General features: G+C 41.7%; 20 protein-coding genes, 2 tRNA genes and 1 rRNA gene. 3 read left to right on the top strand and 20 right to left on the bottom strand.

The genetic code is table 11. The annotated features are described in order from the left end of the window. Positions 1–90: 90 nt before the first annotated feature. The 7 genes from LC090_RS21570 to groES all read right to left on the bottom strand — a co-directional run bounded on the left by LC090_RS21570 (position 91) and on the right by groES (position 7,707). Positions 91–798, bottom strand: a complete 708-nt coding sequence (locus LC090_RS21570; protein WP_226660143.1) for a LutC/YkgG family protein — start codon at positions 796–798, stop codon at positions 91–93. Then, positions 798–2,222: a LutB/LldF family L-lactate oxidation iron-sulfur protein gene (locus LC090_RS21565; RefSeq protein WP_226660142.1), complete on the bottom strand. Its 1,425-nt coding sequence runs from the start codon at positions 2,220–2,222 to the stop codon at positions 798–800. Before LC090_RS21565 ends, LC090_RS21570 begins: the two co-directional genes overlap by 1 nt. A gap of 12 nt (positions 2,223–2,234) precedes the next feature. Then, positions 2,235–2,951: a (Fe-S)-binding protein gene (locus tag LC090_RS21560; RefSeq protein WP_226660141.1), complete on the bottom strand. Its 717-nt coding sequence runs from the start codon at positions 2,949–2,951 to the stop codon at positions 2,235–2,237. Positions 2,952–3,031: 80 nt separating this feature from the next. Then, on the bottom strand, positions 3,032–3,736 hold the full coding sequence (locus LC090_RS21555) for a FadR/GntR family transcriptional regulator (RefSeq protein WP_226660153.1): 705 nt from the start codon (positions 3,734–3,736) through the stop codon (positions 3,032–3,034). A 77-nt stretch (positions 3,737–3,813) separates the two neighbouring features. Beyond that, positions 3,814–5,400 (bottom strand): L-lactate permease, encoded by a 1,587-nt coding sequence (locus tag LC090_RS21550; RefSeq protein ID WP_226660140.1) that lies wholly within the window; start codon positions 5,398–5,400, stop codon positions 3,814–3,816. A 332-nt stretch (positions 5,401–5,732) separates the two neighbouring features. Then, complete coding sequence (gene groL, locus LC090_RS21545) at positions 5,733–7,376, bottom strand: chaperonin GroEL (protein ID WP_226660139.1); 1,644 nt, start codon at positions 7,374–7,376, stop codon at positions 5,733–5,735. Between the two features lie 43 nt (positions 7,377–7,419). Then, positions 7,420–7,707 carry a co-chaperone GroES gene (groES, locus tag LC090_RS21540; protein ID WP_136948907.1) on the bottom strand — a complete coding sequence of 96 codons (288 nt, stop codon included), beginning with the start codon at positions 7,705–7,707 and terminating at the stop codon, positions 7,420–7,422. A 335-nt stretch (positions 7,708–8,042) separates the two neighbouring features. Here groES and LC090_RS21535 point away from each other — a divergent pair, with 335 nt between their 5' ends. Both LC090_RS21535 and LC090_RS21530 read left to right on the top strand, forming a co-directional pair. Next, complete coding sequence (locus LC090_RS21535) at positions 8,043–8,753, top strand: CPBP family intramembrane glutamic endopeptidase (protein ID WP_226660138.1); 711 nt, start codon at positions 8,043–8,045, stop codon at positions 8,751–8,753. Further along, a complete protein-coding gene (locus LC090_RS21530; RefSeq protein WP_226660137.1) occupies positions 8,750–8,974 on the top strand; it encodes a YdiK family protein in 225 nt (74 codons plus the stop codon). The genes LC090_RS21535 and LC090_RS21530 overlap by 4 nt, the downstream gene beginning before the upstream one ends. Before the next feature lie 27 nt (positions 8,975–9,001). Here the strand turns inward: LC090_RS21530 and tatC are convergent, their stop codons facing one another. From tatC to moaC, 4 genes are read right to left on the bottom strand one after another with little or no spacing between them, the layout of a single operon-like run. Continuing rightward, complete coding sequence (gene tatC / locus LC090_RS21525; RefSeq protein ID WP_226660136.1) at positions 9,002–9,769, bottom strand: twin-arginine translocase subunit TatC; 768 nt, start codon at positions 9,767–9,769, stop codon at positions 9,002–9,004. Between the two features lie 20 nt (positions 9,770–9,789). Then, positions 9,790–9,972 carry a twin-arginine translocase TatA/TatE family subunit gene (locus LC090_RS21520; protein ID WP_194222482.1) on the bottom strand — a complete coding sequence of 61 codons (183 nt, stop codon included), beginning with the start codon at positions 9,970–9,972 and terminating at the stop codon, positions 9,790–9,792. 24 nt (positions 9,973–9,996) lie between these two features. Further along, complete coding sequence (locus LC090_RS21515) at positions 9,997–10,629, bottom strand: redox-sensing transcriptional repressor Rex (RefSeq protein ID WP_226660152.1); 633 nt, start codon at positions 10,627–10,629, stop codon at positions 9,997–9,999. Positions 10,630–10,674: 45 nt separating this feature from the next. Beyond that, positions 10,675–11,157, bottom strand: a complete 483-nt coding sequence (gene moaC / locus LC090_RS21510) for a cyclic pyranopterin monophosphate synthase MoaC (RefSeq protein ID WP_226660135.1) — start codon at positions 11,155–11,157, stop codon at positions 10,675–10,677. Positions 11,158–11,417: 260 nt separating this feature from the next. Between moaC and LC090_RS21505 the strand changes: the two genes are divergently transcribed. Continuing rightward, on the top strand, positions 11,418–13,340 hold the full coding sequence (locus LC090_RS21505) for an ATP-binding cassette domain-containing protein (RefSeq protein ID WP_226660134.1): 1,923 nt from the start codon (positions 11,418–11,420) through the stop codon (positions 13,338–13,340). A gap of 321 nt (positions 13,341–13,661) precedes the next feature. On the opposite strand, the gene tsaD is transcribed toward LC090_RS21505, so the two are convergent. From tsaD to rrf, 9 genes are all read right to left on the bottom strand, one after another. After that, positions 13,662–14,678 carry a tRNA (adenosine(37)-N6)-threonylcarbamoyltransferase complex transferase subunit TsaD gene (tsaD, locus tag LC090_RS21500; RefSeq protein WP_226660133.1) on the bottom strand — a complete coding sequence of 339 codons (1,017 nt, stop codon included), beginning with the start codon at positions 14,676–14,678 and terminating at the stop codon, positions 13,662–13,664. Further along, the gene (gene rimI / locus LC090_RS21495) at positions 14,668–15,126 is read right to left on the bottom strand and encodes a ribosomal protein S18-alanine N-acetyltransferase (RefSeq protein WP_226660132.1); all 459 of its coding nucleotides are present in this window, start codon (positions 15,124–15,126) and stop codon (positions 14,668–14,670) included. Before rimI ends, tsaD begins: the two co-directional genes overlap by 11 nt. 9 nt (positions 15,127–15,135) lie before the next feature. Further along, positions 15,136–15,831 carry a tRNA (adenosine(37)-N6)-threonylcarbamoyltransferase complex dimerization subunit type 1 TsaB gene (tsaB, locus tag LC090_RS21490; protein WP_226660131.1) on the bottom strand — a complete coding sequence of 232 codons (696 nt, stop codon included), beginning with the start codon at positions 15,829–15,831 and terminating at the stop codon, positions 15,136–15,138. Beyond that, positions 15,812–16,282, bottom strand: coding sequence for a tRNA (adenosine(37)-N6)-threonylcarbamoyltransferase complex ATPase subunit type 1 TsaE (tsaE, locus tag LC090_RS21485; RefSeq protein WP_226660130.1), 471 nt, complete (start codon positions 16,280–16,282; stop codon positions 15,812–15,814). The genes tsaB and tsaE overlap by 20 nt, the downstream gene beginning before the upstream one ends. A 9-nt stretch (positions 16,283–16,291) precedes the next feature. Then, positions 16,292–17,269, bottom strand: coding sequence for a thiamine-phosphate kinase (gene thiL / locus LC090_RS21480; protein ID WP_425590685.1), 978 nt, complete (start codon positions 17,267–17,269; stop codon positions 16,292–16,294). A gap of 190 nt (positions 17,270–17,459) precedes the next feature. Then, positions 17,460–17,535 (bottom strand) — tRNA-Asp (locus LC090_RS21475). Positions 17,536–17,599: 64 nt separating this feature from the next. After that, positions 17,600–17,676, bottom strand: a tRNA-Met gene (locus tag LC090_RS21470). A gap of 153 nt (positions 17,677–17,829) precedes the next feature. Further along, entirely contained in the window at positions 17,830–18,972 is a 1,143-nt protein-coding gene (locus LC090_RS21465; RefSeq protein WP_226660128.1) for a trans-sulfuration enzyme family protein, read from the bottom strand. Positions 18,973–19,221: 249 nt separating this feature from the next. Further along, positions 19,222–19,305, bottom strand: a 5S ribosomal RNA gene (rrf, locus tag LC090_RS21460); the annotation flags it as partial.

Raw genomic sequence — 19,305 nt, 5'->3', positions numbered from 1 at the left:
ATACAAAATATTCCTTTCCAACAAACGAAAAACCCTTTTGGAAGTTTTACAAACCTCCAAAAGGGTTAGCTAGTCAATTTGCTCATTAGATTAGATATCATCAACAATAATATAAGTCGCTTTTACCGGCCCATGTACACCAACGATTAAATTCATTTCAATATCCGCGCTATTACTTGGCCCAGTAACAAAGCTTACACAGGAGGAAATCGGGTTTCCTTTCTTTTCTTCCTCATGAATTAATTGACTCGCTTGCGTCATTCGAGGCACGAGCGTACTCTTTGGAATAATGGCAATGAATGTTTCTGGTAGTAAGCTAATGGATCGTCCGTTATAGCGATCGTTAAACAAGGCAACGGTCCCGGATTCTGCGAGTGTAAGATCACTAAACACAATTCCAGCTCCTGCTTGTTCAGCAAACGTTATGTTTTCTTGTCCTTTATTTTTATCCCAAATGTGAATGTCATAACCTTCAGCTTGAAGTTCCGTGTAGACGTTGCTTAAGCCCGTTTCGTCATTCCTTGGGCCACTTGCTCCGACTACTTTGGTAACATCATAGTTTAGAAGGACAGAGCGTAACGTCTCTCCTAGTCTCTCCAAATCCGTTCTCATAAAAGACGTATGGATGACTTTACATTGGTCTTCCAATTTCTCGACGAGCTCATCTTGCGTTGCTCCTTGAAACACGCGCTCCTGCGGATGAACGGAATAATGGGGAGATTCTACTTTTATTTTTCGTGATCGCCCTAGCTGCCCTGCCAGATTGTCCAAAAACGCTTCACGGTTATGAATGGCCATTAATGATCACTCCTTTGCTCTCGTTTTTGATACCAGTCCCGGAAGCGCTCTTTCGATGGCGCCGGAAAATCACGTTGCTCCGTCCAGCCTTTCATCGGACCGGGGCCCTTTTCGATATAGTCATCTTTTGTCCAAGGTTTCAGCGTTGTTCTAGCCATTTTCGTCGATAGCTTATAAGCGGCTGGAGTGGAAGCCCACTTCGCAAAACCTTTCATCATGATTTTTTCAGATGTGGTTGTCATTTTTTCTTGTTCAACGATAATTTCGCGATGGCGAATCAAATGTTCATGTAACGGGATCTTAACAGGGCAAGCTTCTGTACAGGCCGCACAAAGAGTCGAAGCATATGGAAGATCCTTATGATCCTCGTATCCATCTAGTAATGGGGTTAAAACTGCTCCAATCGGACCTGGGTAAATGGATCCATATGAATGTCCACCAACATGGCGATAGACGGGACACGCATTAATACAGGCAGCACAGCGAATGCAATGGAGAGCTGATTGAAATTCCGTCCCTAGTATTTTCGACCGTCCATTGTCTACAATCACAAGGTGGAAATCTTCTGGACCATCTACTTCATCTTCAAGGCGCGTTCCAGTTAATGCTGTAATATAGCTCGTAAGCTTTTGCCCTACAGCGGCACGAGTCAATAAGCTCACCACAACTTCTAAGTCCTCCCACGTTGGCACAATTCGCTCCATGCCCATTACAGATATCTGGGTATCAGGAAGAGACGTAACCATCCTTGCATTCCCTTCATTCGTCACGAGTGTAATCGCTCCAGATTCCGCAACCGCAAAGTTACATCCTGTTACCCCAATATCTGCTTCTAAGAAGTCCTGACGCAATTGTTCTCGAGCAAAAGCGGCAAGCTCAACCGGATCATCTGAACCGGTATAGCCTTTCTTCTTCCTAAACGTTTCGCGGATTTGCTCTTTATTTTTATGAAGGGCTGGCGTCACGATATGAGAAGGCGGATCCTCGTCAAGTTGTAAAATCCATTCACCAAGGTCTGATTCAACAACTTCACACCCACTTTTTTCGAGCGTTTCATTCAAGCCAATTTCTTCTGTCACCATTGATTTTGATTTAACAACTTTCTTTGCTTGTTTTTTCTTTGCAATCTCTTGAATGTACTCGTTTGCTTCTTTTGCTGTTTCTGCAAAAAAGACGGTCCCGCCTCGTTTTTCCACCTGCTCACTTAATTGATGCAAATAATAATCCAAGTTTTCCATCGTGTGAGAACGAATCTCTTCACCAAGAGTTCTCCAATCTTCCCAATCCCCCAGCTCTTCTGCTGCTTTTAACCGTCCTGACCTGAAGCGTCCTTGAGCACTAGAAACAGCTTTTCTCATAAAGGAATTATTAAGACCGTCTTGAATTCGTTCAGCATAAGGTTTATGACCAATTTTAATACTCATCTCTACCCCTCCTCACTGAGTGTTCAATACTTGTGCGATATGAAGAAACTTCACTTCTTGTCCATTTCTTCGTAATCGCCCCCCCATATTCATGACGCACCCCATATCGCCACCAATTAAGTAGTCAGCTTGCGTTTCTTCAATATGTTCTGCTTTCTCCTGCACCATCTGTCCGGATATGTGCGAATTTTTCACCGCAAATGTTCCACCAAACCCACAGCAATCCTCTTTCATTGGAAGATCAATGAGATTTAGACCTTTCACGTTCTCCAATAAAATTCTCGGCGCGTCCTTCACGCCTAACAAACGCGTCATATGACACGATGGATGATACGTTGCCGTTCCCGTAAATGTAGAACCTACATCTTCCACTTTTAGCACATCCACCAAAAACTGTGTGAGTTCAAATGTTTTGCCCGAGAGCTTACGTGCTCTTTCAGCCCACTCTGGTTCATCAGCTAACACTTTCGGGTATTCTTTCAACATATGAACACAGGAACCAGATGGTCCAACGACATATTCCGCTTGTTCAAAGGTCTTGATCATTTGCTTCAAACCTTTGATTGACTCACTTTTGTATCCGCTGTTGTATGCTGGCTGTCCACAACACGTCTGGCCAGCTGGAAAGTCGACTTCACATCCAAAGCGCTCTAACAGTTCGACCGTATCCTTCCCAACTTCAGGTGTGAATGTGTCACATAAACAAGTAATAAATAATGAAACCTTCATAATAAAAACCTCCTATTTTAAACATAAGGTCATCTGATGACTAAGAGAAATAAAAAGGAAACTGTTTGTATCAGATTCCTTTATTTTATAAAATTGGCTAATGAATCTTCCACATTGTTAAGATGCGCTAACATTGCCTCCCGTGCTTTTTCCTCATGACGAGATTCAATCGCAGCTAAGATTGTTTGATGTTCCTGCAACAAACGTTCCGTGCCTTCAGGCGTATGAAGTAATTTTCGCGTTTCTCGCATCGCCTGCATCATAATTTCAGAAACACTGTTCATTAAATTAATAAGCATGTGGTTGTGAGTGGCTTTCACTAACGCCATATGAAACGCTAAATCAGCCTGATCCCCAATCTCACCACTGCCCTTTGCCTCTTCCATCTTCCTAAGGGCATCCTTCATCGGAGACAAATCTTCTTCTTTATGTGAGGAAGCTGCTGATCCCGCTGCGCCAACTTCTAGAATCTTTCGTACTTCCAATAGTTCCTTCAGATCCTCTGACTTCATCAAAAAAGCTACGGATACAGGAAGCGAAAAACGTGAGGCATCAAAGGACTTCACATACGTCCCTTCTCCCTGTCGCATTTCAAGAATGCCCATTGCCCGAAGCGCACTTAACGATTCTCGAATAGCTGACCTTCCAACATTGAAGTTTTTAGCTAACACTTCCACGCTATCGAGTTTATCTCCAGACTTTAACGTGCCATTTTTTAACGATTCGAGGAGAGAATCTGCGACTTGTTCATAGATTTTTTTCGATCGAATCGGTTTATAATTCACCATTCTTCCTCCAACTTCCCATCATGTGTTACTTCTATTTTACTCTAAAACAGACAATTGGAAAAGTTATCGGGTCATTAAAACACCATCGTCGTAACAAAAGCGGCTACCCCTACTAATAGTCCGTATAGTAAAGCAGGCAATAGCGTTTTTCGAATGATATCCCCTTCTTTTCCAGAAAGCCCAACAACCGTACCTGCTGCAACCACGTTATGAACGCAAATCATATTACCTGCAGCAGCGCCAATGACTTGTAAGGATAAAATCGTATCCTTCGCAAGGGCCGTTTCCTCTGCAATACTATATTGGATCGGTGAAAACGTTAGCGTTGACACGGTTGCACTTCCGGTAATAAAGGCTCCTAATTCACCCAGAAACGGAGCCGCAAGTACCCACATGGAACCAAATCCACTCGCAAGGGTTTGCGCTATGTATTGAGGCATGCTAATCAATTCATTCGCATTCATGCCTGTGTTCGTAAAAACTTGTACAAGAGCTAAGGTTGCCAATAACGCTAATGCGGCATCTTTCATCGATATAATCGATTCCTTTGCAGCAGCCGAAAAATGACGAAAGGATTTTCGTTGAATGACCACGGCAATGATTGTTGCCAAAATTAATACCGTACCTGGTGAATACAAAACTTGCCACTTGGACGTTATCCCTTCGATCCCGATAATATTCGTCCAGGATAAATCCAGCCAATCTAAGGTAAAGTTTTTGATGGCAGGTACAATTCGCGTCATTAACAATAGACCTACAATAATCAAGTAAGGAGACCACGCGGATGCTAATCCCATGTTCGAGCCTTTTTCTTCAATCACAAAATCCTCCTGAAGGGCATCCTGCCATGAAGTCTTTGGAAGCAAAAATCCTTTCTTTGCAGTGAGAGTAGCGACAACTAAACCAGTAAGAGAAGCTAAGATCGCAACAAACTCATGACCGAACAAAACCGCATAGAGATACGCCGATGACGTATAAGTAAGTCCAATCATAAAAGTCCATGGCAGCATCTCAACGGCATCTTTCAACCCCTTCTTCTTTCCAAAAAAGACAGTTAGAACGACAACTAATATAAACGGAATAAACGTACCGGCAAATAAATCAAAGAAAGCAATTTGCACACCAATTCCTTGATAAAAAGATAAACCTGCATCTGGTAGATTACTAAGCCCAACTTGAATTGGCGTACCGACAGCACCATAAGAAACAGACGAACTATCTGCAATCAGAGCAATGGCCGCAGCTGCCATCGGTGTAAAACCTAACGCGACAAGCAGTGGTCCTGTGAGCGCCGCTGGAGTACCAAATCCTGCAGCCCCTTCAATTAAAGCGCCAAATAAAAAAGCGACAATGACAATTTGGACCCTCATATCAGTTGAAATATTTCGAAACCCTTGATTAATGCGATTCACAGCACCCGTTCGACGAAGGGTATTTAATAATGCGATCGCCCCGAACAAAATAAATAAAATCGTGAGCGCCTTATGCGATCCCTCCAAAACAGACGCTAAAATGACGTCTCCTTCTACTCCCCATACAAAAAAAGATAAGATGATAACAATAATTGCGCTGAAAAACATTCCCTGTTTAGCCGGCATTCGAAGGAGCACTAGAAAGAGAAATGGGGCTAAAATGGCACTTAAAGCAACAAGTAATAACATCAACATCCCTCCACTTCATAATTTCACAACTTGTTAGCGCTTTCAGTTGATCTTAATAACAACAGGTCATCTGATGACCTGTTGTTTTATTTTATACTGACTATCCCTTTTATTACAAGCTTTTTTTATTGGTTCCATCTTCCGAGGTTGTTCTTCTGGCCTGAACAAAAACCAGATAAGCTCTAGCTTATCTGGTTTTTGTAAGTATTAAGACGTTGTCTTTTATTAAACTGCTACAATTTTAATTCATATAAAAAAAGCTCCCCCCAGTTATAAAACTGGAGGAAGCTTTCCATTCACTCAGAGATATTCTGAGCAGATGGGAGCATGAATTACATCATGCCGCCCATACCGCCCATTCCACCCATGCCGCCCATATCAGGCATGCCACCGCCGCCTGCATTTTCCTCAGGCTTATCAGCGATAACGGCTTCTGTTGTAAGAAGCATAGCCGATACAGATGCTGCATTTTGTAGAGCAGAACGCGTTACTTTTGTAGGGTCAACGATACCAGCGTCAACCATGTTTACCCACTCACCAGTAAGGGCGTTGAAGCCAATACCGATTTTTTCGCTCTTAAGGCGCTCAACCACAACAGATCCTTCAAGACCAGCGTTGTGAGAGATCTGACGGATTGGCTCTTCAAGAGCACGAAGAACAATCTTAACGCCAGTAGCTTCGTCACCAGTAGCTTCAACAGCTTGAACAGCCTTAACGACGTTCACTAGTGCTGTACCACCACCGGATACGATTCCTTCTTCAACCGCTGCGCGAGTTGAGTTAAGAGCATCTTCAATGCGAAGTTTACGCTCTTTCAATTCCGTTTCAGTTGCCGCACCAACTTTGATGACAGCTACGCCGCCAGCAAGCTTAGCAAGACGTTCCTGAAGCTTTTCTTTATCGAACTCAGAAGTTGTTTCTTCTAGCTGAGCTTTGATTTGGTTTACGCGACCAGCAATCTTGTCTGTTTCGCCAGAACCTTCAACGATTGTTGTATTTTCTTTCGTTACAACAACTTTCGAAGCACGACCAAGCTGAGTGATGTTCGCTTGTTTAAGGTCAAGACCAAGATCTTCAGTGATCACTTCAGCGCCAGTTAGTGTACCGATGTCTTCAAGCATCGCTTTACGACGGTCACCGAATCCTGGAGCTTTAACAGCTACTGCGTTAAACGTTCCGCGAAGCTTGTTCACAACAAGTGTTGCTAGAGCTTCACCTTCAACGTCTTCAGCAATCATAAGAAGTGGTTTACCTTGTTGGACCACTTGCTCAAGTACAGGTAGTACATCTTGAATGCTCGCGATCTTCTTGTCCGTAATGAGGATATATGGATCTTCTAGAACAGCTTCCATTTTGTCGGAATCTGTAACCATGTATGGAGATGCATATCCGCGATCAAACTGCATACCTTCTACTACTTCAAGCTCAGTAGCAAATCCTTTTGATTCTTCAACAGTGATAACGCCATCGTTACCAACGCGCTCCATTGCTTCAGCGATCAATTGACCTACTTCTTCGTCAGCAGCAGAGATGGACGCAACTTGTGCGATTGACTCTTTGCCTTCGATTGGCTTAGAAATGTTTTTGAGCTCTTCAACAGCAGCTCTTGTAGCTTTCTCGATACCCTTACGGATAACCATAGGGTTCGCACCAGATGCTACGTTTTTAAGACCTTCGCGTACCATAGCTTGTGCAAGAACGGTAGCAGTTGTTGTACCGTCACCAGCAACATCATTTGTTTTGCTAGCTACTTCAGCTACAAGCTTTGCACCCATGTTTTCGAATGCATCTTCAAGCTCAATTTCTTTCGCGATCGTTACACCATCATTTGTGATAAGTGGAGATCCGAATTTCTTCTCGAGGACAACGTTACGTCCCTTTGGTCCGAGTGTAACTTTAACTGCATTCGCAAGAGAATCAACACCGCGAAGCATTGCGCGACGGGCTTCTTCACTGAACTTAATATCTTTTGCCATTTGTTACCCTCCTAAATGTATGTAGTGCTTTTATTTTTTGTGGTTACTTACTTACGACTGCAAGAATGTCATTCTCACGAAGGATTAGATACTCTTTACCGTCATACTTTACTTCAGTACCAGCATATTTGCTGTAAATAACTGCATCGCCTTCTGATACTTCAAGAGCGACACGCTCTCCACCATCAGTTAGTGCACCGCTACCTACAGAAACGACGCGACCTTCTTGTGGCTTTTCTTTCGCAGAATCCGGAAGCACGATCCCACTAGACGTTTTTTCTTCTAATTGAATTGGTTCGATGACAACACGATCACCTAAAGGCTTTAACAACTCAAACACCCTCCTCAGATGGAAATTATGGTTTGATTCGTTTTTTAGCACTCACCATCGTCGAGTGCTAACACATGTATATAATAAATAATTCACTATCTATTTGCAAGTAGTAAAGTTGATTTTTTTTTCAGTTTTTTCTTTTCTTCCCTACTCGCCAAGATCTGACATAAAAAGATAAGACTTCTGACCTGTTTTTCGAGGAAATTCGATTAAACGCTTTAAACAGTTTAGGAAGTCTTATGAACGGCATTCCCTTTTAAAAGTGTGTTAAACTAATACGAGTATGCAAAGTGCCTTTAAGGCATTGAAACCATTTAAAGGAGTTATGCTTCTTGGCCAAACATTATTGGACTATATTGATTACCTATATTGTCATGCAGCTTTCAGGGCTTGTAGGTGTTCCATTACTTCAAAAACTTAACATAGCTGATCCCGTTGTGATATGGTCAGTTTTTAGTTTTCTTACTGCCTTGGTTATTATGTTATTCCTCCTCCGCTCCACTCCCGACGTTCCGTTTGAACGCTCAACTCGCGTTTCCGGTGGTCAGGCCGTAGGTTGGAGTATTCTAGGTGTAGTCATGGCTTATGCTTCTCAAATTGTGGCGGCCATGATTGAGATGAATGTATTCGGTATTGATCCAGGCTCTGAGAATACAGAAATGCTGATAGAAGTGGCAAAAGCTTCTCCTATCTTTATTATCGTGACGTCCATTATTGGACCCATACTCGAAGAAATCGTTTTCCGAAAAGTTATTTTCGGATCATTGTATAAACGATTTAACTTCTGGATCGCCGGCATTCTTAGCTCTGTTATTTTCGCGGCGATTCACTTTGACTTTTCTCACATTCTCATCTATACAGCAATGGGTCTAACCTTTGCATTTCTCTATGTGAAAACAAAGCGTCTGATCGTACCGATTATTGCACACATGACGATGAACACGTTTGTTGTGTTAATTAACGTCTATTTTGCTGATGATATTATGGAGATGGAAAAACAGCTTAATCAGACGCAATCGTTTATTGGAGGACTCTTTTCATGAAACTCTCACCAATTGTTATGGGTTTTTTCTATTTAGGACTCGGCTCGCTTTTCACCTACCTCGCCATTCATAGCTCAAGTAGTGACGGCGAAATGTGGAGCTTTTATACGATTCTATTGATGGTTCTTGCCACTATCGATTTCGTTTATGCCATCCGCTTCTTCGTTCTTAAAAAACGAATTACAAAACTTAAGAAAAAAGACGAAAACAAAAAGCGGTAGGAATCCCTACCGCTTTTTGTTTTGCATTTATTGATTTCCTTCTTCCTGAGCTTCCTCAAGAATGCGCTTCGCTTCTGCCTGCAACCTTTTTCGATACCCGTATCGTGACACGATTATACTAAATTCATAAAGAAGCAGTAGCGGTACAGTAACCATAAGATGTGAAATGATTTCAGGTGGTGTGATCATGCCTGCGATCACAAGGAGTACAAAGTACGCATACTTGCGAATTTGGACAAGCATCGCTGGATTTAACATCCCAAGTCTTGTAAAGAAAAGCACAATCACTGGCAACTGAAAGACAAATCCAAACGGCAGAGTTAATTGAAACAGGAAGCTAAAATATTGATTGGCTCCATACATTTCTTGAATGTTAAGACTCTGAGCAAGATTTCCTACGAAGTCAATCACAAATGGAAAGAGAACAAAATAAGAAAAAGATACGCCACCAAGAAATAACAGAAATACTGCTGGAATATACGATAAGGTTACTTTCCGTTCATGTTCAAATAAACCAGGTGAAATAAACGCCCATAGCTGATAAAGTGCCAGGGGTGATGTCATAATAAAAGCAATTAAAAAGGCGAAGCTGAAATATACTTTCAGTGGGTCAGTAAGATGAAACGCGTTCATCGGTATACCCTGCGCTTCAGGAGCATGTTGCAAAAATACAATGACTGGCTTAGCCAGAAACAGCCCCGCAATAAAGGAAAGAATTAAGAAAACGACTGTAATGATAATTCGTTTTCTTAATTCTTCTAAATGATCATAGATGGATTGCTTCTGATCCTCCATTCACTATCCGTCCTAACCGATTACTTGTCGTTATTTTTCTTTTCGTTTGGTTCATCGTCATCATCCGCTAAACCTTTTGTTGCATTTTTAAACTCACGAAGTGTATTTCCTGCTGCTTTACCTAGCTCAGGTAATTTCTTCGGTCCGAAAATAATTAAAGCAACCACGGCAACTAATGCGATACTTGCGCCACCCATTCCCATGCGTGTCACCTCCTTATCATGTACTTATACTGGATAATGCTTCATGAAATAGACGAGTGCCTGTAATTCGACTGCCAAATCAATGTGATGAACGCGAATATGATCTGGCACTGTTAAACGAGCAGGAGTAAAATTCAATATCCCTTTGATGCCTGTCTCATCCATTTGATCTGCAATGGACTGAGCGACATGGACAGGGACTGTTAAGATCACGACAGAAACATCATTTTCTTTCAAACGCTTTTGAAATTCATCAATGTGATAAACGGGTACTCCACCGATCTCTTGTCCTACTTTTTCAGAATCGGCATCAAATGCAAGTTCAATCTTGGTATTATTATTTTTTATGAAATTATAGTGAAGGAAAGCTGTACCAAGATTCCCAACACCAATCAGTGCGACTTTTGTCGTTTCATCCTGATCAAGAGTCTTACTAAAAAAGGATAACAAATAATGAACGTTGTACCCATAGCCTTTTTTACCAAGAGCGCCAAAATAACTAAAGTCTCTTCGTATTGTTGCAGAATCTACTTTGATGGCATCACTTAGCTCTGCTGAGGAGACTCGTTGCTTTCCTGATGCACTTAAATTCTTTAAATATCGATAATAGAGCGGCAGTCTTTTTGCTGTCGCCTGCGGAATTTTTGTCTGATCAATATCCATAAACTACCTCCATATTGATCTCCTCGCTCCATCGTCACCTTATTTGCGCGTATAATCCCCGCTTTTACCTCCTGTTTTCGTAACAAGATAGGTTTCCCCGATAACGATACCTTTATCCACCGCTTTGCACATATCATAGACGGTCAAAGCCGCTGCTGACGCTGCCGTCAGCGCTTCCATTTCAACACCAGTGCTTCCGCTCGTTTTTACATGAGCCTCTATCATTAGCGCATAAGAGGATGATTTCTCCTGCCAGTCAAAATGAAGGTCAACGCCAGAAAGCGCTATCGGATGACACATAGGGATGAGATCTGATGTTTTTTTTGCTGCCATAATGCCGGCTATTTGAGCGACTTGAAGGACATCGCCTTTCTTCATCGTTCCCGACTGTATACCGGAATAAATTTGTTCACTCACCTGAACGCTCGTACGGGCTGTAGCCGTCCGGACTGAGGGAGTTTTATCCGTAATATCGACCATTCTTGCTCGGCCTTCTTCATTAAAGTGAGTAAATGAACTCATGTTTGCCCCTTTCCTCATACTGAGATGATAGAAGGTTAATACTGCTACTTGTGACTATACACCATTTCTTACGTTTTTGCTGTTTTTTTAATGACTTTTTTTGTTAAACCATGCACATTCGTTTAGTTGCCCCGTCAGTCCTCTCTGCGGTAAACTTAAAGGAACGTCGGATAATGCCGAATAATCGGTAGTAAACGAAGATCAGCTTATCCTTACTGTCCGTTTTACAGTCATAGGGAAGGAAATAGAGGTGAACGAACATGATCGTATTGCAAGTGAATGGACTCACGAAATCATTTGGTGCTGATACCATTTTATCGAATATTAAATTAGAAGTACAATCACGAGACCGCGTTGCGCTTGTTGGGCGGAACGGTGCTGGTAAATCTACGCTATTAAAGATGATTACGGGGCAACTTTCATATGATTCGGGCGATATTATAAAACCCAAAGATGTGGCAGTTGGCTATATGGCGCAGGATACAGGACTTGAATCAGGATTATCGATCTGGGATGAAATGCTAACTGTCTTTGAGCGATTTCAAAAGATGGAATCTGAACTTAGACAATATGAGCAAAAGATGGGTGATCCAAAGGTTTATGAGAATCCAGTGGAATATGAACGCATCTTAAAAGAATATGACGAGCTGCAAATTGCCTTTAAAGATCAAGGTGGATATAAATACGAAGCAGACATCCGTACCGTATTACATGGGCTAAACTTTAAAGATTTTGACTACAGTACAAAAATTTCAACGCTTAGTGGTGGCCAAAAGACGCGCCTCGCTTTAGGAAAACTTTTACTCACAAAACCTGAACTACTTATTCTAGATGAACCGACAAACCATCTGGATATTGAAACACTTACATGGCTTGAAGGTTATCTTCAAAACTATTCTGGCGCCTTATTAATCGTTTCTCACGACCGATATTTTCTCGATAAAATTGTAACAAAAGTATATGAGATTTCGAGACACCGAGCGGAACGTTTTGAAGGCAATTACAGCTACTACCTTGATGAAAAAGAACAGCGATATGAGCAGCAGCTGAAAGAGTTTGAGAAACAGCAAAAAGAAATTGCGAAATTAGAGGAATTTGTTGCGAAAAACATTGTACGTGCTTCAACAACGAAGCGAGCGCAAAGTCGCCGTAAACAGCTCGATCGCATGGAACGCCTTGATAAGCCGAAAGGTGATGAAAAGTCGGCGAATATTTCATTTGGAATTGATAAGCAGACCGGCAATGACGTTTTAACCCTGAGAGAACTAGCGATCGGGTACCCTAATAATGTGATAAACGATCACTTAACATTTGATCTAAAGCGACAGGAAAGTGTCGCACTTGTTGGCCCCAACGGAATAGGTAAATCAACATTGCTTAAAGCAATCGTATCCGGTGAGACAAGACTCGATGGCGATATTCACTACGGAAGCAATGTTCAAATTGGTTTTTATGACCAGGAACAAACAAATCTCCACTCGAATAAGACCGTTTTAAAAGAACTTTGGGACGATTTCCCGCTTACCGATGAAAAAGATGTCCGCGCCGTACTTGGTCGCTTTTTATTTACCGGCGATGATGTATTGAAAAACGTTTCTGATTTAAGTGGTGGTGAAAAAGGTCGTCTTGCACTTTCCAAGTTAATGATGCAAAAATCAAACCTTCTCATCTTGGACGAGCCAACAAACCACCTTGACCTTGATAGCAAAGAAATATTGGAAGAAGCACTCATCCAGTTCCCTGGTACGATTCTATTTGTCTCTCACGATCGATACTTTATAAATAGAATTGCAACGCGCGTCATCGAGCTTTCCACGGACGGTGTAACACCTTATCTAGGGGATTACGATTATTATGTTGAAAAAAAACAGGAACTAGCAGAACTAGCTGCACTTGAACAACAGAACACTGAAGTTGCCCAACCTCTGGCGTCTGGTAAATCTAGCTTTAAGCAAGATAAAGAAGCAAAACGCCAGGAACGTCAAATGCTTCGACGAATTGAAGAAATTGAAAAAGAAGTTGATGATGCTGAAATGCGAATAGCAGCAATAGAAGAAGAACTCTGTATCCCCGACATTTTTGAAGATCATGAAAAAGTCATGAAGTTAAATGAAGAAATGGATCATTTGCGACTTCATACTGAAACACTGATGGAGGAATGGGAACAATTACAGGGAGCCTAACAAAAACAGTCCACTGTGGACTGTTTTTTTGTTAGGTAAGAATTTTCCGACATATTCACACTATCCACACACTTATACACAATCAAATAGCCTGTATATCTCATTTTCTAAAAATTATTAACATTATCAACAAGTCATCATCTAGTTATCCACAAATTTAGCGAATTTCAAAAAACGGCTAAGAAGTAAGCTTTCTCTATTAATATCCACATTATCCACTGTTCTGTGGATAACCGCTCTTACTAACAACCTCACTTTTCATTCACGAACATTTGTATACAACTAAGCGTTATCTATGGACAAGAATAAAAAAAACCGGGATTAGATTCCCAGTTCTAATCCCGGATTTGCGTTAAGTTGAAGGCTAGAGCGTTTCCCTTTTCGATAAGCAATCGTTCCAGCTGCTGCAATCATCGCAGCATTATCGGTACAATAGCATAATGGTGGAATCACAAGGTCTGTTCCACTATCTTCAAAAGCTTCTGTTAAAGAACTTCTTAAGCCTTTGTTTGCTGCTACACCACCAGCAAGAAGGACTTGCTTTACACCATATTCTTGTGCCGCTCGCACTGTCTTTGTCACGAGGACCTCAACTACAGAAGCTTGAAAACTTGCCGCAAGATCCTCTGGCTTTATTTCTTCATTCCGTTGTTTCGCATTATGCACAGTGTTAATCACGGCTGACTTTAAGCCACTAAAACTGAAATCATATGACCCCTTTTCAAGCCATGCGCGAGGCAGTGGGACAGATTCCTCTCCTTCTGCTGCCAGTCGATCAATATGCGGTCCTCCGGGATAAGGTAGTTGAAGGGTTCTTGCTACTTTATCATAAGCCTCTCCAGCTGCGTCATCGCGTGTTTCTCCGATTACCTCAAACTCACCTTCAGAAGGCATATAAACAAGCTCTGTGTGCCCTCCTGACACGACTAGCGCAAGTAGCGGATAGGTTAACTCTGTTACAAGCTGATTGGCGTAAATGTGTCCTGCTATATGGTGCGTGCCAATGAGCGGCTTTTGATGAGCGAAAGCAAGAGCTTTAGCTGTATTCACACCAATTAAGAGAGCTCCCACAAGTCCTGGCCCTTCCGTCACAGCAATGCCATCAATCTCATCCATTGTAACGTTTGCTTCATCTAATGCTTCTTGTAAAATTAGCGTCATCTGCTCCACATGATGCCTTGAAGCAATTTCAGGGACTACCCCTCCGAAACGCTTATGACTTTCAATCTGAGAAGCAACAACATTCGCTAATACTTCTTTCCCATCCTTTACGATGGCAACGGCTGTTTCATCACAGCTTGTCTCAATTCCTAAAATAAGTTCATGTTTAGTTTCCATTTAAATTCACCCACATTACTAGCGCATCCTCTTGATTATCTGTGTAATAATTCTTGCGAATGCCGCCTTCTTCAAAACCAAATTTCCGATATAGATTCTGCGCTACGATATTAGATACGCGAACTTCAAGCGTCATTTTCACTGCTCCGCGTGATTTTGCAAAATGGATCGCCTTCTTTAAGAGCGCTTCCCCTAACTTCATTCCTCGATAATCCGGATGAAGCGCAATATTTGTAATGTGTGCCTCATCAATAATGACCCACACACCACAATAGCCAGCTATTTCTTCTCCAACTTCAAGTAGGAGATAAGTCGCGAAATGATTTATGACGATTTCATTATAGAAAGCAGACCTGCTCCAAGGTGTCGGAAAAGTGGCGTGCTCGATCCGCATCACATCTTCAATATCTTCAATGGTCATCGATCGAAACGATACCGTATCATTCATTCCTATCCCCTACTTTTTCTGTGAAGCTAACCACTTCGCTTCAGCTTCAGCCATTCTTACATAGTTTGGTGTAAACTGATGGACATCCTCCACCGGTTCATAACCTGCTCCCAACCTGGCAAGATCAGCAGGTCTAGCATTCAAACTACTCGTTGGTGCGAACACCGCTTTCTCCCCCAAGATTGATTCAATCTTCTCTTTATGCATATCTAAATCCCCACTAATAAATAAGAAACGTTCATACCGGTCCTTATTTTCATGCAGCCAGTCTTCAAATAATACGATCTGATCTTCCGTTTCTCTTTCAATCTCTGTTCCATTCGCTTGATAGACACTCATATACGCCTGTCCACGTCTTGCATCAAAAAATGGAATGATGGCTCCAGAAAAATAACGACCATTTTGCGCCAGTACTTCTAAACTAGAGACACCTACAAGAGGGGTCGCTAACGTCCATGCTAACGTCTTAGCAATGCTAATTCCAATCCTAAGCCCAGTATAAGAGCCTGGCCCTTTTGCGACTACGATACGATCAAGATCAGCTGGCTTAACCTGAACCTCGTCCAAGAGCTGTTCAATAGCTGGCATTAAACGGACCGAATGGTTTTTCTTAATGTTTGTAATCAGTTCTCCGACAATCGTGCCATCCACCATAATGGACACGCCCATACAGTAGTTCGAAGAATCAATGGCTAGTACTTTCATGTTGTAGCTCCTTACATAACGACTCATAAAAAGCACCAAATGGTCTTAAAATAAGCCGACGTTCTGATTCTCTTTGATGATAAATTTCAATTCTGAGGAGTTCTTTTGGCAGCATGTCTTGAATGAATTTTGCCCATTCGACGACTGTCACACCATCTCCTTCAAAGTATTCGCTAAAACCAAGGTCTTCATCACTCTCTTCAAGACGATACGCGTCCATATGAAAAAGAGGGATGGTTCCTTCGTATTCTTTAATTATCGTAAAGGTAGGACTATTCACTATTTTTGTAACTCCTAACCCTTTTCCGATTCCCTTCGTAAAAGTTGTCTTGCCTGCACCTAGATCTCCTTCAAGCGTTAGCACACAGCCCGGCTTCAACTTCTCAGCAAGCTTACTGCCAAACGCCATCGTTTCTTCTGGAGATTTCATGATGAAAGCATATCCACTCATGTTCATCACCTATTCTTTAGACGAGAAGTGATTGTAACCCTTCTTGTCCAATTTGAATTTTTGATCTTTGTAACTCATCCAGACACTTGTCCCTTTGTCCTCTACATATCCGATCTTATAGATCGATTCCTGGTACTCTTGAAACAGTTCTTTCACACTTTCCCAGTCCTCTTTTGCAACCGTACCGATCAGTTCATAATCTTCTCCGCCATTTAACATCCATTCTAACCGTTGGAAAGAGGAATAAGACTCAAAATCCTCTGGCGCCGGGATCGCATCTTGATCAAGGACAATGGAAACGCCACTTGCCTCTGCAATTTCGTGGGACTCACTTGCGATTCCATCACTCACATCGTTTAATGAAATACGGTATCCACTCTTCGCGAGAATACGCCCTTGTTTGACGCATGGATTTGGCTCCTGATGGTACCGCACATAAGGTCCATCACTGCCCTTGCCCTTAAGTAAGGAAGAAAGCCCAGCAGCCGAACCTCCAACAGGTCCAGTAAGAAAGACAACGTCTCCCGCCTTCGCGTTACTTCTTAAAAGTTTACGACCTTTTTCAATTTTACCAATAACCGTAATGGCAATATGGAGATCTCCCCTGGTCGATACCGTATCGCCACCGATCATATCCATCTCATATAAGTCTCCGATCTCTTTCATTCCTTTGTATATTTCTTTTAGCTGTTTAGATGACCAGCCTGTTTGAGGAACAGAAATAGACACAAGATAAAACATCGGAATGCCACCCATAGCGGCAATATCACTTATATTCACAGCTAGGGCTTTTCGACCGATCTGAAATGGAGATAGCGTACTCTTTTTAAAATGGATTCCTTCTACCATCGTATCCGCACAGGCGATTTCATCCCAATCTGAATCAATATGATACAGAGCGGCATCGTCTCCAATGCCATGAATCAACTCTTCTCGAAATGTATAAGCTGGCGTAATGGATTGAATAAATGCAAATTCATCTTTCACCAAACTCATCTCTCTTTCTATTTTATAAAAAAACCTTAGGAATTTCATCCTAAGGTGCTTTTTCTATCAGTTTATCTTACTTAACAACAAATTCACATGTTTGTTTCGAAAAACTTCAGTTTTAGCTTATATTTATAAAGTAACACAAATTTGAGTATAAAAAAAAAGCGATCCAATCGCTCTAGAAAAATGGCGGTCTCGACGGGAATCGAACCCGCGATCTCCTGCGTGACAGGCAGGCATGTTAACCGCTACACCACGAGACCAGGTAATAAGTTTATCTTGCTCACTTGCATAAGTAGTAAATCCGACTTAGTCGGTATTTTAAATTGGTTGCGGGGGCAGGATTTGAACCTGCGACCTTTGGGTTATGAGCCCAACGAGCTACCGAACTGCTCCACCCCGCGACGATATGAGTGTAAATATGCTGCACCTGCTTCATGATAGTGTGCATTGTTTTTTAACCTTAGCAATAAAACTAGTATGTCATTCGGACACAAGTAATACTATACCAGATAAATGTAATCAATGCAACCATTTCAAACAAAAGAAAAAATCCCCTATGACAGGGATTTTTCCACAGCACTTTTAAATGCCTCTACGATATCAATTTCGTTTTCAATTCCTACAGAAATACGAATAAGTTGCTTATTGATTCCCAACTTCTGTCTAGTATCTTCTGGTACTGTACGGTGGGAAGTGGCAATCGGATAAGAAACTGTTGTATCTAGACCTGCCAGTGTCGGTATAATTTTCACCCATCCTAGTGACTTAAAGAATGTTTTCACATCAGCTTCATCATCTAACTCAATAGAAACCATTGCTCCTGATCCTCTTTCAGCTACATATTCAGGATAATAGACATTCTTAATCCCTTTAACAGTTTTTAATTCACTTGCAAGAATGGCTGCATTTTTCACATGCCGGTCCATTCGTACACTCATTGTTTTTAACCCACGGCACCCTAGCCATGCTTCAAATGGACTAAGATTAGCTCCAAGGTTAATCACTTTTGCTTTTGCTTTAGCCATCAGATCTTCTCTACCTACCAGTACGCCTGCTGTTACATCACTATGTCCGCCAATATATTTTGTGGCGCTATGTACAACAAGATCAATACCTAATAGGTAAGGCTGTAGAAGATATGGTGTAGCAAACGTATTATCTACCATAGTCACTAGCTTATGTTTCTGGCCAAGATTTTTAAGAAGGTTTAAATCCTCGACCCTTAATAGAGGGTTTGTTACGGATTCTGTGTACAGTAATTTTGTATTTGGGCGTATCGCATTCTCAATTTTCTCACTGTCTGTAAAATCCACAAAAGAGACTTCTATTCCGAAGTCAGGGAGTTCCCCATTAAAAAGAGAAAACGTTCCTCCGTAAAGATCTTCACATGCGACGATATGATCGCCAGCCTTCACAACAGCAAGCACTCCTGCAAGAATAGCAGATAAACCTGAAGATGTCGCAACGCCCTTAGGAGCTCCCTCCAGGTCTGCTACACCCATTCCAAGGTCATCTGTATTCGGATTGCTAACGCGGGTGTATAAGTAGTCTTTTTTGCCTTCATAAAATGATTCAAGATCATCGAGGTCTTCAAACACAAATGCAGAGGTTTGATAAATTGGCTGAACTTTACTTACAGTATCTGCTTTCGGCTTTCGTGGAAAACGTACCGCTTTTGTATCAAAATGAAAATCCATTTATTTTCCCCTTTCCCTTGGAAAAATTCTTTTTCATTAACTGTACGTCTTCTATAAGGTAATTTCAACAGATTCGGTTCTAAATTTTCAATTTATTGATGTAAATTCGCTTGTTGAGAAGATAATTGAAGCTTATTTCTATTTTTTCGCGATAGTTGAGATATTTCCGAGAATTTGAGATTAATTCCGCAAATGTAAAAACTATACAAAAAAAGCGAGAAACCCTCAGGTCTCTCGCCTTTCTTCATTGCCCAGCGACGTCCTACTCTTGCAGGGGGAGATCCCCCAACTACCATCGGCGCTGAAGAGCTTAACTTCCGTGTTCGGCATGGG

The sequence above is a fragment of the Guptibacillus hwajinpoensis genome, from assembly GCF_020524165.1.
Taxonomy (GTDB): Bacteria; Bacillota; Bacilli; order Bacillales; family Guptibacillaceae; genus Guptibacillus; species Guptibacillus hwajinpoensis_D.
This window is presented reverse-complemented; position numbering and strand designations above follow the sequence as displayed.